The 13,639-nt window shown below is 59.3% G+C and carries 8 protein-coding genes; 5 read left to right on the top strand and 3 right to left on the bottom strand.

Going from position 1 to position 13,639, the window contains the following annotated elements; all coding sequences use genetic code 11:
• Positions 1-82 precede the first annotated feature (82 nt).
• From FIU93_RS28230 to FIU93_RS28220, 3 genes are all read left to right on the top strand, one after another.
• Positions 83-493 (top strand): helix-turn-helix domain-containing protein, encoded by a 411-nt coding sequence (locus FIU93_RS28230; protein ID WP_152507443.1) that lies wholly within the window; start codon positions 83-85, stop codon positions 491-493.
• Between the two features lie 170 nt (positions 494-663).
• Positions 664-2,211 (top strand): ankyrin repeat domain-containing protein, encoded by a 1,548-nt coding sequence (locus FIU93_RS28225; RefSeq protein WP_152507442.1) that lies wholly within the window; start codon positions 664-666, stop codon positions 2,209-2,211.
• A gap of 96 nt (positions 2,212-2,307) precedes the next feature.
• Positions 2,308-3,114 (top strand): mechanosensitive ion channel domain-containing protein, encoded by an 807-nt coding sequence (locus FIU93_RS28220; RefSeq protein WP_075283300.1) that lies wholly within the window; start codon positions 2,308-2,310, stop codon positions 3,112-3,114.
• Between the two features lie 60 nt (positions 3,115-3,174).
• Here FIU93_RS28220 and FIU93_RS28215 read toward each other — a convergent pair whose 3' ends face one another.
• The 3 genes from FIU93_RS28215 to FIU93_RS28205 all read right to left on the bottom strand — a co-directional run bounded on the left by FIU93_RS28215 (position 3,175) and on the right by FIU93_RS28205 (position 8,824).
• Positions 3,175-6,168: a cation:proton antiporter gene (locus FIU93_RS28215; RefSeq protein ID WP_152507441.1), complete on the bottom strand. Its 2,994-nt coding sequence runs from the start codon at positions 6,166-6,168 to the stop codon at positions 3,175-3,177.
• A gap of 96 nt (positions 6,169-6,264) precedes the next feature.
• Positions 6,265-7,803, bottom strand: coding sequence for a hypothetical protein (locus FIU93_RS28210; protein WP_152507440.1), 1,539 nt, complete (start codon positions 7,801-7,803; stop codon positions 6,265-6,267).
• A gap of 109 nt (positions 7,804-7,912) precedes the next feature.
• Positions 7,913-8,824 carry a DMT family transporter gene (locus FIU93_RS28205; protein ID WP_031269674.1) on the bottom strand — a complete coding sequence of 304 codons (912 nt, stop codon included), beginning with the start codon at positions 8,822-8,824 and terminating at the stop codon, positions 7,913-7,915.
• Positions 8,825-9,053: 229 nt separating this feature from the next.
• Here FIU93_RS28205 and FIU93_RS28200 point away from each other — a divergent pair, with 229 nt between their 5' ends.
• Together FIU93_RS28200 and FIU93_RS28195 are read left to right on the top strand one after the other, a co-directional pair.
• Entirely contained in the window at positions 9,054-11,216 is a 2,163-nt protein-coding gene (locus FIU93_RS28200; protein WP_152507439.1) for a malate synthase G, read from the top strand.
• A gap of 299 nt (positions 11,217-11,515) precedes the next feature.
• A complete protein-coding gene (locus tag FIU93_RS28195) occupies positions 11,516-13,618 on the top strand; it encodes an EAL domain-containing protein (RefSeq protein WP_152507438.1) in 2,103 nt (700 codons plus the stop codon).
• The last annotated feature ends 21 nt before the right edge of the window (positions 13,619-13,639 follow it).

The following is a 13,639-nucleotide window of genomic DNA, read 5'->3' as shown; positions in this document are numbered from 1 at the left end:
GTATACGTTGGATACTGGTATGAAATGATGTAAGACTGAGCCGGCCGCAAGACGGCACTTTTTGGAAACCGAGGTATCCTTGATGAAACCGCTGGTAAAAACCGTCGAAGAGCTGCCGCGCGAACAGCTGCCGCACCACGAGGATCCGCGCTGCGTGCCGGTACGAAGACTGCTGCAAACTGTCGGCAGCAAATGGTGCAGCCTGGTGGTTGCCCATCTTGAGTATGAACCGCGCCGGTTTTCCGATCTCAAGCGGTCGATTGGCGGCGTGACCCAGAAATCCCTGACAGCGACCTTGCGTGAACTTGAAAAGGACGGCCTGGTCAACCGCGTCGTGACCCCCAGCATCCCCCCGCGTGTCGACTATTCGCTGACGCCGCTCGGCAGGACGCTTCTGGTGCCGCTGAAAGCGCTCACTAACTGGGCGATCGAGAACGAAGCCGCTGTCTCCTCGGCTCGCGAACGGTTCGAACGGGAGAACGGTCCGGACTGACCTGCGGGCTTGCAATCCGTTGTGTCCTCATGCAATTTGGCGTCGCCGACGAGGGCGGCTGCCGGATCCGCGGAAAGCGAAAGCACCCTGACTTCTGACGACATATGCCGGTTTTTCACCTGCGCCCGACACCAGCGGATCGCCCGGGCTTTCGACACAGGAGAAAAGCCATGTCCGCAGGACCTGCAACTTCCCTCGACGACTTCAAGAAATCCGCACGCCGTCTCAGAAAAGCCTTTCTGAAAGGCGAGGCGGGAGCCACTGAACGTGTATCCGCCCACGTAGACCCGGCAAAGCCCCTTCGCCACGCGGATTTTCTTCATGTGATTGCCCGTGAAGCCGGTCATGACAGCTGGCCGAAGCTGAAATTCACCCTCGAAGCAGCATCTCTGAGCAGGGAAGAGCGGGCAGAGCGTTTGAAACAGGCGCTCTATTTCGGCCAGCATTGGGTTACGGAAAAACTGCTTGCCGGTGACCCGACGCTGAAGGACGACAATTTCGGCCTTCAGGTTGCCCTGTACGACCTTGACGCCGTTCGCGGGGTGGTGGCAGCGGACGCTGCAGCCGCCACGCGCCTGGTCGGTGTGCGCTCGCCGATCCTGCATCTGGCATTTTCGAAGGAAATACATCGGCGTCCGGAACGGGCGGCAGACATGATCGCCATTGCCGAACTGTTGGTCGCCAACGGAGCGGACGTGAATGACGGTTACCCGGAAAGGCCGGGCGACAAACACAGGCTGTCCGCACTCTACGGCGCGTTGTGTCACGCGGATAATTTCGGACTTGGCCGTTGGTTGCTGGAACAGGAAGCCAGTCCCAACGACAACGAAAGCCTCTACCACGCCACCGAGCTTGAGCATCCGCGTGCGCTCGAACTCCTCTTGAAGCATGGCGCGCAGCCGGATGGGACCAATGCCTTGCCGCGCGCGCTCGACTTTGACGATGAAATCAAGGTCCGTCTGCTTCTGGAAGCCGGAGCCGATCCGAACATCACCGTACCGGACCATCCGAGCGGCCAGCCCATGAACACGATTCCTTCCCTGCATCAGGCAGCCCGGCGCGGTTGCTCGGTGAAGATTGTCGAGCTGTTGCTTGCCCATGGCGCTGATCCGGACACGGTTTGGGACGGCCATACCGGATACGCCATGGCGTTGATTTACGGCAATCTGCCGGTCGCCAAATACCTGGTGGAGAAAGGTCATGCGCACAAGCTGGACCGGAACGAACAGGTTCTGGCCGCCTGCGCCGAGGGAAAGACAAATCCGGGTAGTCTCGATACTGCGCGTCTGAGCAAGGAAGACAAAAGCCTGCTGACGCGGCTCGCCTTCATTCCAGGCAAGCTGGAACACATGAAGGCGCTGATTGCGGCCGGACTGGACCCGAATGAGCCCGACGACATGGGGCTGCCACCATTGCAGGTGGCAGGCTGGAACGGCCTTGCGGATGAAATGGCCTATTTCCTCTCGCTTGGACCGGATCTTACCCGCAAGAACCGCTTTGGCGGCGATGCTCTCGACACTGTCGTCCACGGTTCGGAATTTTCCCCGAAACGCCGTGAAGCCGATCATATTGCCTGTGCACGTCTGCTGCTTGAAGCCGGCAGCTTGCTTGATCCGCGCTACATCAGCGGATGCGGCAACGAGGAAATGGCACAGTTTCTCGAGGATTGGCTTGCCGGTTCAGCCGATGAAGCCGGCTCCCCGGCAATATTCCGGTAAGTTACAGCAATCTCAGGGTGCATTGCTGGCCAGTGCCCAAATCTGCTGTTAGTACTTCCACGTATTCAAGTGATTGTACGGGAACGGAGGGACTTCATGGAAAGCGCAATCGACCAGGTGAGTGTCTATACGCCACTGATCATCAACGCAGTGAAAGCCATCATCGTTCTGGTGATCGGCTGGTTTCTGGCCGGTTTCCTGTCGAGCATCGTCAAGAGCAGGATCGTGGCTCACCCGCGCATCGACGACACGATCGGCAGCTTTGCCGCATCCATCGTTCGCTGGCTCATCCTGCTCATCACGGTTATCGCGGTTCTGCAGCTCTTCGGCATTCAGGCCACCAGTCTTGTTGCCGTGCTGGGCGCCGGTACACTGGCCATCGGCCTGGCGTTGCAGGGAACATTGAGCGACATCGCCGCAGGCGTGATGCTGATCATCTTCCGGCCCTACAAGATGGGCCAATATGTTGATATCGGCGGAACGTCCGGAACGGTGAAGGATCTCAACATCTTCGTCACCGAGCTTGTGACGCCGGACAACGTTCAGATCATCATGCCGAACGGCAAGGCCTGGGGCACGGTCATCACCAATTTCTCGGCGCATTCCACCCGGCGTCTCGATCTGACCTTCGGCATCGACTATGGCGACGATATCGACAAGGCGGTGCAGATCATTCTCGATGTCGCCAACACGGACGAACGCGTTCACAAGGATCCGGAGCCCTGGGTCCGGTTGACCAATCTGGGAGACAGTTCGGTCGATCTTGGCGTCAGGCTGTGGTGTGATGCCGGAAACTACTGGGAACTGAAGTTCCACATGCTGAAGTCGGTCAAGGAAGCGTTTGATGCCGGTGGCATCTCCATTCCCTATCCGCATTCGGTCGAAATTCAGAAAGCTGGATAATACGGCGTACCATCGCCGCAGGGGAACGTCCGCTGCGGCGATTGTATTCCGATCAAAAGCCTATGCCGTCTCGCGGGTCTTGGTCTTCGGCTTTCGAGTTTCCTCAGGCTCGCTCGTGGCGGTGGCCTCTTCAGTCGGTTCCGACTTGCCCTGGTTCGGCGTTGATGCGTCCGCTGCAGAAGCTTCGAAGCCTTTTGAGTGTGGCTGTGTGCCTTCAGCGCCACCCTTTTCCGGTTCCGCATCGGCAGAGCCGGCGTCACTCTTGGCGACTTCCTGTACTTCTTCGCCTTCTTCGGCGTGGCTGTCTTTGTCCTTCTCCAACTGAGACGGCTCTTCAGGCGTTGCAGTGACGGTATCCGCCGCGCTCAACTTCTCCATGAGCGACGGGTCATTCTGCGCGTCCGCCTCATCGAAGGTGAGAATTTCGGTTTCTGTTTCTCCTGCATCAGGCTCCGCAAGAATGGTCTCCGGGGACAGCTCCTCGCCGGTCTGGTTGCTGGTTCTGATCTCGGTGAAAATGGGAAAGACAGGATCTTCCATTTCCGTTTCGCCGTCGTCCAGGTTCATCAGCTGACGCCGTTTGGTCAGCATGGCGACGTGGTTGCGCAAGTCCTCGTTTTCGGCCAGCAGCGCCTTGAAGTCCTGCGCCCTGAGGTTGAGCAACTGGCAATACCCGAGTGCGACGACATCCGCGCTGCGGCGGCCGCCGGTCATCAGCGCGATTTCACCAAACACGTCACCGCGGCCAAGACGGATGTTGTGGCTGGGTGCACGCACTTCCACCGCGCCGGACGCTATGAAATAGGCAGCATCACCGCGGTCACCCTTGCGGATCAGTTTCTCGCCCGGGGTCGCGAATTGCGGCCGCATCATCCGGCGAATGGCCTTCTGCTGCTTGCGGGTGAGGTCCGCAAACAGCGGATGCGCGCTGACGAGTTCGCGGGTCTTCAGGCCAAGATCGAGTTTAGGCCGCGTGTGACAGGCTTTTCGGGTCCGCTCGACATCCCGCAGAAGGTCGCGATGCAGTTCGGTGCCGATCAGCATCTGCTCCTTGGCTTCGTCATAGGCGGTTTCTTCCAGCCGGACGCCGGCCTTGCGCAGGAACTGTCCTTCCAGGGCGTCGGCGTAATCCGGATACTGCAGGCGCAGGGCATCGATGGCTGCAAGGGTCTCGTCCTGCCGGATCGCCAGGGTGTCCTGCAGAATGTCGGCAACACGGTCACCGAGGAGGGGGCGTATCCGCTTGTTGTTGAAGTCGACCAGTTCGTCGGCAAGGATCCGGTAAACCAGCAGGAATTCGAACCGGTCGGCAAGACGGATGGCCAGTGGCCGGGCAATCCTGAGCCGCCGCTGCAGTGTCTGGGCGAGGCGGAAGCCGAGGCCGAATTTCAACGGCTGACGCGCAGCCTGATTATAGCCGGACCGGCCGTCGCTTCGTGTCAGGTCGCCGGTACGTCCGGTCAGGGCCAGGAACCGCGAAACAGACCGTCCGGAGATGGTCTTTTCATGGAAATGCTCCAGCACGAGCTGCTGTTCCCGGTCGGCCAGGGCGATCAGGCCAATGCGGACGCGGTCCCAGTCCTTCAGTTCTTCCAGCTTGTTGGTTTCCGCAGCTGCGGCTTCCGCACGGCTCTCGTAGTCTTTCAGCACATCGTCCGTGACGCGCGGTGCAATGTGATAGTTGCGGGCGGCGGTTTCCAGCTCGTGCCGGACGTCTGACAAAGCCAGGGCCAGGAACTGTGTTCGCAAGGCCTCGTCGCGGGCATTCAGCTTGTCGAGGCCGAGCAGCCGGATCAGCGGCTTCAGACTGGTGCCGTAAACCAGCAGCGTGAACAGGACGAAGCCCGTCGCCAGTTTGGTGACGAAGACCGACACTTCGTCCGAGAGCATTGCATGCTCGGACACGCTGAGCGCCAGAGTCAGCGTGACGGCGCCGCGCATGCCGCCCCACAGGATCACCGTCTTGTAGCGGTCGTTGACCGCCTGTCCCATCCGGAACACGCTGAGCACCGGCAGCAGTCCGAAGATGACGACCGCACGGGCGGCCAATGCGGCGACGATGACGACGAACAGCAACAGGATGTCGACAGGCGTGAAGCCTTCCACGAAACGCGGGATCAGGATGGCGGACAGGAGGAAGATGAGCGAAGCAGCCCAGAAGGAGATCTGCTCCCAGACCGCATGGAGAAATTGCCAACTGGCCGGCTGAATGCGGGCCGGGCCGTAAAGGTTGAACACAGTGCCCGCACAGACGACGGCAACAACGGCGGAAACATCAACGAACTGGTCGCTGAGCACATAGGTGCCATAGGGCAGTGCCAGGCTCAGGGTCACCTGTGCCAGCGGAATGTCGCGCATGATCGGCAGAAGGGAAACCGCGATCCGGCCAAGCAGCGCACCCACGATGATGCCACCGGCGAAAGAGCGGCAGAAGGCAATGGCGGCTTCGCCGACGGTCATGGTCTCGTGACCGGCCAGCATGTGCAGCAGGATGACGAAGATCACGATGGCGGCAGCATCGTTCAGCAGGCTCTCGCCTTCCACGATGCGGCCGAGCCGCGCGGGCGCGCCAATGTCCCGGAAGATGGCGACAACGGCAACCGGGTCCGTCGTGGCGACAATCGAACCCAGCAGCAGGCAGGCGATCAGCGTGATGTCGGTGAGCGAAAACAGCGTTGCCAGCGGATAAAGGGCAAAGCCGATGAAGGCTGTTGCGACGAAGACGGCGACAACCGCCATCAGCAGGATCGGGGCAATGTCCTCGACGATCCGTCGAACTTCCAGGGTGAGGGCGGTTTGAAACAGAAGGATTGGCAGAAAAATGTAGAGGATCATCTCCGAATCCAGCGGGGGATTGATGAAGACGTCCGCAATAGCGTTGAAGGCATTCGTTTCGGCAGTGTAGCGCAGATAGATCGCCAGAATGCCGATCATGGTGCCGACCGTTGCCAGCAAAACGCTGGGCGCCAGCCCAAGCCGTCTGGCAAGGGGCTGCAGCAGGGAAATCGTAATCAGGAGCAGCGCGAAAGCGCCTGTAATTAATGGAGTTTCCATGTCGTTATGGTGCACCGCGATTGCGGCAATTTCAAATTGGCCATCCAAAATTATTGCCGCCACGGGCAATAGGGCACAGGATTACGCGCAAATGCGTTAACGTCCGAATGCTTTTCGGAACGGCCATGTAAGAAATCTCACCCAGTCGCCGATAAAGAGCCAGATCATCGCCGGAACCAGCATGATCAGTGCAAACGGCAGGAAGAAGACGATCTTCACGAGCTTGAGCGGCAAAGAGGGAGCATCGGCGGCAGCCCGGTTCCCCAGCACGAAGCGCCAGAAGCGGTTCCACCAGCGCCAGAGATACCAGCTCATGAACAGCGTTACGACGGAAAGGACCGAGAGCAGGATCAGGTCGAAATTTGATATCCAGGGTATCCAGCGGCTTTCGATTTCTTCCGTGTGCTCGGGGTCCTCGCCATTGCGGTGAATGGTCCTGACACTTGTGCGCAAGCTTGCGTCCAGCAACCAGCCTGCGAGCGAATAGTCGTCTCCGGCAGTGGCAGACACCTGAGGGGAGGTCGTTACGGGGGTCGCCTCCGGGCTGAAACGGTTTGCGGTAACAAGGCGGAAGTTTCGTTCATCGGCAGCGTGGATCAGTGTCGTGCTGTTCGGAGGCGAAAGTGCCTTGAGCAGCTCCGTCTGGGTTATTGCCGACTGCGCGGCCTCGAAGCGCTTTTCGAGTGCTGTTCTTGAAAACCAGCTTTTGCCGGGCTGAACCACTGACTTGCTTTCTACAAGCATCAGGTTGACCCGCTGGCTTTCAGCCGCCTTCTGAAATGCGTCGAGGTCGATTTCGCGCACGGACTTGCCGTCACGCACGCTGAGCTGAGGTCGACCGGTTTGCGGGTGCGGGGTGATGCGGCCGGTGACAACCAGCGTCCTGTTTTTGTACTTCGCCAGGTTGGAGGCCAGAATGTCGGCATTCAGATCGGCAATCATGTCTCCGGGACCTGAAGCATTGGCTGCTTCGGAACTGTTGAACCGCGCCATCTTGAGATCCGCGCGTTTAACCGGCCGGGACAGGAACCTGATGTTTCCGTCGAGCGCTCTTGCAGTTGCCGGGTTGATCAGGACGTCTGGAGAAAGCGCAACCGCAAGCCGCGTGCCTTTTGAAGTGCTGATCGGTTTCAGGTCGTAGGTCTTGCCATTTGGCCTCACCATCACCGGCCGGGCTTTGAGGGGCAGGCTGTCAAGCTGGTCCCGAAGTTTGAAAAAATCGGTTTCCCGAAGCGCAAGTTGCAGGGCGTCGGGCACAGGAGCCTTGCCCGGGAGATCACCCGCCAGTGGCCGGTGGTTCTGTCTGGCGGCGTCATCCAGGGCATTCGGCAAGTCGTGCAGGGAGGCGAGCTGAAGGCTTTTCCCGTCAGGCGTGACAAGCTGCCAGGCGTTGCCTGGTGCCGGCATCAGGGCAAGGGATGCAGCACCAGTGACCTTGGGCAACCGCTTTGCCAGGGAAGCGCCTTCATCGAGAAGATGCTTGGGCGTGTCGATATGCTTGCCTGCGGACCCGGCCGCATCGCCTGCTTCCCTCGCAAGCCGCGACAACAGCCCGGCGTCGGCGGTCGAGACAACACACAAGGTGGCTGCCACGAGGGCAAGCACGCGGAGAGAACCTTTGAAACTGCGCAACACGCCTGAAATCCCGGTCAGATAGAAAAGGTGTTTCCAAAAAACTCAAACCGGCAGCAAGGATAATGGGCCTCGACCCGGTTGCAACTGGAGCGGCACTGTGCCGATCCGCTTAACCTGCCTTGCGCTCCGACAGCCAGATGCCGCCGATTACCAGCGCCAGAGCGGTGCCGTGGTACCATTTGAACGGTTCTCCGAGGATGGAGACCGCCAGTATGGCCGCGAAGATCGGCACAAGGTTGATAAAGACCCCCGCGCGCGCCGGTCCGATCAGTTCAACACCTCGCATGAAGAAGATCTGCGCGAGGCAGGAGGGAAACAGCGCGATATAAAGGACCACGAGCCAGCCCTGGAGTGACGGCCACTGAACGGTGCCGGCGGCGATGTCGTATGCAAGTCCGGGCAGAGATGTGATGGCCGCAATGCCGGACAGAACCGCAAAGAAGGCCAGTGGTGAGACCTGGGGCCGGTCACGCAGGGCAAGCGTATAGCCGGAATAGAGCACACAGGCGATCAGCATGACGCCATCGCCCGGATTGACGGCAAGCGCGAGCAGCACGTCCAGGCTGCCCTGGGCGGCAATCAGCGTCACCCCGGCAAGCGTCAGGAGAATGCCGATCACCTGCAAGGCTCGGATCCTGCTGCCGAAGGCAATCATGGAACCGATCAGAACAAGAATCGGGACGGATCCCTGGATAATGCCAAGGTTGACGGCCGTGGTTTCCGTCGCGGCTATGTAGAACAGGGTGTTGAACCCGATGAACCCGAAGACCGCCATCAGCACCATGCGGAAGGAATAGGGCCGCATCAGGGGCCACTCCGCACGTATGTGCCGCCATTGCAGCGGGACCAGGATGCCGGCAACGATCACCCAACGCAGGAACACCACCACCATCGGAGACACTTCCCCCACCGCAAGGCGGCCAGCGACGGTGTTGCCGCCCCAGAACAATGTGGTCAGGGCCAGCATCAACAGGGCGTTGCCGTAGGTCAGATCGCCTACACGTTTAACCAGCGAAAACATGAAAACCGTTGCGTGGAAGGTGGAGTGGAAATCCATCGGTAACGGATTGGCGGGCGCAGGCAAAGGGCTAACTTTTTGTATACCGACTTATACTGTTGGAGATAATGATCTGGATCTTTTCCAAAATGGAAAAAGTCATCCAATCGACCCGGCAATTGACGATTGCGTGTTAAGACCCCAAAACACGGGCTAATATCAGACATTCAAGTTCGTTTAGGGGAGCTGACAGATGACAGGCCGCGTCGATGCCCATGGATTGCAAGTTGCCAGGGTTCTTTATGACTTCGTCAATGAAAAGGCCCTTCCGGATACCGGCGTCGATCAGGACCATTTCTGGAAAAGCCTGTCCAGCCTGATCCACGATCTGGCACCGAAGAACCGGGCACTGTTGGCAAAGCGCGACAGCCTGCAGGAAAAGATCGATATCTGGCACAAGGCCAACCCCGGGACTCCGGACATGGACGGCTACAAGACCTTCCTGACGGAAATCGGTTACCTGGTGCCGGAAGGTGCGGACTTTGCCGTTGGTACCGCCAACATCGATCCGGAAATCGGCTCTGTCGCGGGCCCGCAGCTTGTCGTTCCGGTGATGAACGCGCGCTATGCGCTGAATGCCGCCAATGCCCGCTGGGGCTCTCTTTACGATGCGCTTTACGGCACCGATGCGATGGGTTCTTTGCCGGTAGGCAAGGGATTTGATCCGGCACGCGGTGCCGAGGTGATCGCCTATGCACGCAAGGTCCTGGATGAGGCTGCACCGCTGGCTGATGGAAGCTGGTCCGACGTGACCGGATTTGCCGTTGAAGGCGAAGCTCTGGTTCTTTCCACCAAGACAGGCTCCACGCGCCTTGCCGACGGTTCGCAGTTTGCCGGCTATTCCGGGGACAATGCGGCTCCCTACAAGGTCCTGCTGGTCAGAAACGGTCTGCACCTTGAAATCGACATTGATGCGCAGCATCCGATCGGCAAGACCGATGCCGCCCACATCGCCGACGTGATCCTGGAATCGGCCATGTCGACGATCATGGACTGCGAGGATTCCGTTGCCGCTGTCGACGCGGAAGACAAGGTCGTCGTCTACACCAACTGGCTTGGCCTGATGAAGGGCGACCTGGAAGAAACCTTCGTCAAAGGCGGCGAAACCGTTACCCGCCGCATGAATGGCGATCGCAATTACACCGCTCCCGACGGCTCCGCGCTGTCGCTGCACGGTCGCTCGCTGCTGCTGATCCGCAACGTCGGCCACCTGATGACCAATGATGCCGTGCTCGACAAGGACGGCAACGAAGTGCCGGAAGGCCTCCTCGACGGCATGATCACTTCGCTGATTGCGCTGCACGACATTGGTCCGAACGGCCGGGAGCTCAACAGCCGCGCGGGTTCGGTCTATATCGTCAAGCCGAAGATGCACGGACCGGAAGAAGTGGCATTCGCCTGCGAGATCTTCAACCGCGTTGAAGATGCGCTGGGCCTCGAGCGCAACACGCTCAAGATGGGCATCATGGACGAGGAACGTCGCACCACGGTGAACCTGAAGGAGTGCATCCGCCAGGCCAAGGACAGGGTGTTCTTCATCAACACCGGCTTCCTCGACCGGACCGGCGATGAAATGCACACGTCCATGGAAGCCGGCCCGATGATCCGCAAGGGCGACATGAAGGCCGCGACCTGGATCAGTGCCTACGAGAACAACAACGTCGATGTCGGACTTGCCTGCGGCCTGCCGGGCCATGCGCAGATCGGCAAGGGCATGTGGGCGATGCCGGACCTTATGCATGCCATGCTGGAGCAGAAGATCGGTCATCCGATGTCCGGAGCGAACACGGCCTGGGTTCCGTCACCAACCGCCGCAACGCTCCACGCGCTGCATTATCACAAGGTCGCCGTGAAAGATCGTCAGAGCGAGCTGAAGAGCCGTGCTTCCGCCAAGCTGGAAGACATTCTCTCCATTCCTGTTGCCGAACGTCCCAACTGGGCTCCGGAAGACATTCAGGCAGAACTCGACAACAACGCCCAGGGAATTCTGGGCTACGTCGTCCGCTGGGTTGAGCAGGGCGTTGGCTGTTCAAAGGTGCCGGACATCAACGATGTCGGCCTGATGGAAGACCGCGCAACGCTGCGCATTTCCTCGCAGCACATCGCCAACTGGTTGCACCATGGCGTTGTCGGCCGTGAGCAGGTTCTGGAAACCATGAAACGCATGGCCGCTGTCGTTGACGCCCAGAATGAAGGCGACCCGCTCTACCGGCCGATGGCGGCGGATTTCGACGGTTCGGTCGCCTTCCAGGCAGCTTGCGAACTGGTGTTCGAAGGCACCAGCCAGCCAAATGGTTACACCGAGCCGGTGCTGCATCGCCGCAGGATCGAGTTCAAGGAGAAAACCGCAGCCTGACATTTGTCACCAGGTCTTGAAGTTTCGGCCGCCGGGAGCGATCCCGGCGGCCGAAATCGTTATGATCCCCTGTTCCCGCAGGGCGTGTTTCTTCGTTTTGTGCTGCGCAATACGGGAATGGTAAACGGGTAAAAATCGAAGCAAACTGTCGACGATCGAAGAGACGCAGTCATCTCAAGAAATCTCAAGCATTTACAATCGGTTAAAGCGATTTACCAACCGTTATCCATATTGCGGGGGATATAGGTGTTTTTACTACTTTAGAGCAGAAAAACGCTATCTTGCATCATCTGGAGTTGATGATGCTAACCGTCCTGTCTTGCATAGCTTTCGAGCACGACCCGTTGTTTGTTGCCCTGGCGGTAATAATCCTGACGGTCGGTGCCGTTTTGACTATGCGGCTGTTTGCGCGTGTCCGGCGGACACAGGGCGATCTCAAGTATCTCTGGCTGCTGTTGTCCGGCCTGATCGCCGGCGGTACGATCTGGAGCACGCACTTCGTTGCCATGATCGCCTACAAGAGCCCGTTCATACTGGGTTACGATCTCAAACTGACGGCCTTCTCGCTGGTTATCGCCATTGCCGGGACGACAGCGGGACTTCTCGTCAGTAGCATCTCCCAGCGCTCGGCACTTATCGAGGTTGGGGGTGTCATCTTTGGCGCCTCTATTGCGGCGATGCATTTCATCGGGATCAAGGCGCTTCAGATATCCGGCATCATGATGTTGTCGACGCCTTTCGTGGTCGTTTCCATCGTTTTGGCCTGCGTCTTCTGCCTCATTGCCACCAGCCGTGTCGCCCGCCCGGTGACACGCTACTGCAAATACGGGGCTGTACTCAGCCTGATCCTGGCTGTGGCCAGCCTGCACTTTGTTGCGATGGCTGGTGTCGAAATTCTGCCCCTGCGGCTGGATGGCAGCGTCAAGGACCTTGTCTCCAACCAGTTGATCGGCATCTCGGTGGTCTTCACCATGAGCGTCCTGTTGCTGTCAGCGATGATCACCTATTCGATCGACAGTGCGAACTCCCAGGTTGCCGAAAGCAGGGTCAACCACATTACCCATCACGACCCGCTGACCGGTCTGCCGAACCGCCGGGCACTCGACCGCCATCTCGATAGTTTCCTGACTAGGTATGCTGCCGACAATGCCCGGGTCGTCGTGCTCAACTGCAGTCTGAGCCGGTTCAAGGAAGTCAACGAAGTTCATGGCCATGCGTGCGGAGATGCCCTGCTGCGGCACGTTGCCAAGCATCTGTCGGAGAACCTCGAGGCCGATGAATATATCGCCAGGAACGGCGGCGTTGAATTCGTGATCGTCGGCAAGCCGGTCTATTACCGGGGCTACATCCTTGACCTTTGCAAGCGCATCCAGAAGACGGTCGCTCAGCCACTGCTATGGCAGGGCGAAGAAATTCGCGTCAGTTGCAGTGTCGGCTACGCGAACTATCCCGATCACGCGTCGTCGGGTGCGCAGCTGATCGAAGCCGCGGAGCGGGCCATGCACCGTGCCAAGGCTGCCGGCGGCAATGCCGCGCTTTGTTATGACGTCGAACTTGATCAACAGACCCGCGAGCGCAGCGCCCTTGCCATGGACCTGCGCAATGCCCTGAAGAACGGCGAGTTCGAGCTTTATTATCAGCTTCAGAACGATGTCATGACCCGGGAAGTCACCGGCACGGAAGTTCTGCTGCGCTGGAACCATCCGCAGCGCGGCATGATCCCGCCGTTCGAGTTCATCCCGATTGCGGAAGAGACCGGCCAGATCCGTGAAATCGGCGCCTGGATCATTCGCACCGCCTGCCGTGAGGCAGCGTCCTGGGACAACCGGGTCAAGATTGCGGTCAACGTGGCGCCAGTGCAGCTTGCCGACAGCAGCTTTCCGGATGTCGTTGCCCACGCCTTGAAGGAAAGCGGCCTGTCGCCGGAGCGTCTCGAACTGGAGATCACCGAGACCGGCATCATCGCCGACACATCGCACGCGCTTCAGATCATCCACCAGCTGAAACGTCTCGGTATTCGCATCGCCATGGACGACTTCGGCACCGGCTATTCGTCGCTTGCCACACTGCAGGCCTTTCCGTTCGACAAGATCAAGATCGACCGGGAGTTCGTCAAGGATCTCGGGGGCAACAAGCAGTCAGAAGCGATCGTCAAGGCAACGATCATTCTGGGTGAAAGTCTCAATATTCCGGTGCTGGCCGAAGGTGTGGAAACGGAAGACCATCTCGGCTTTCTTGCTTCGCAAGGGTGCAACGAGGTTCAGGGCTTCCTGTTTGGCCGGCCCATGCCGGTGGCCGATGTCCGCCGTGCCTTGATGACCTCAACCGCCATCCGGGTCGAAGAACCGGTTCCGCCCGCTGAGCCTACGCAGGACATGACCCTGATCAGCAAGGTGGCCTGAGGCAGCGTCGGTCTGAAGAAA

The sequence above is a fragment of the Labrenzia sp. THAF35 genome, assembly GCF_009363595.1.
Taxonomy (GTDB): domain Bacteria; phylum Pseudomonadota; class Alphaproteobacteria; order Rhizobiales; family Stappiaceae; genus Roseibium; species Roseibium algicola.
Note: the sequence above shows the minus strand (reverse complement) of the source record. Positions and strands in the feature narration are given on the sequence as shown.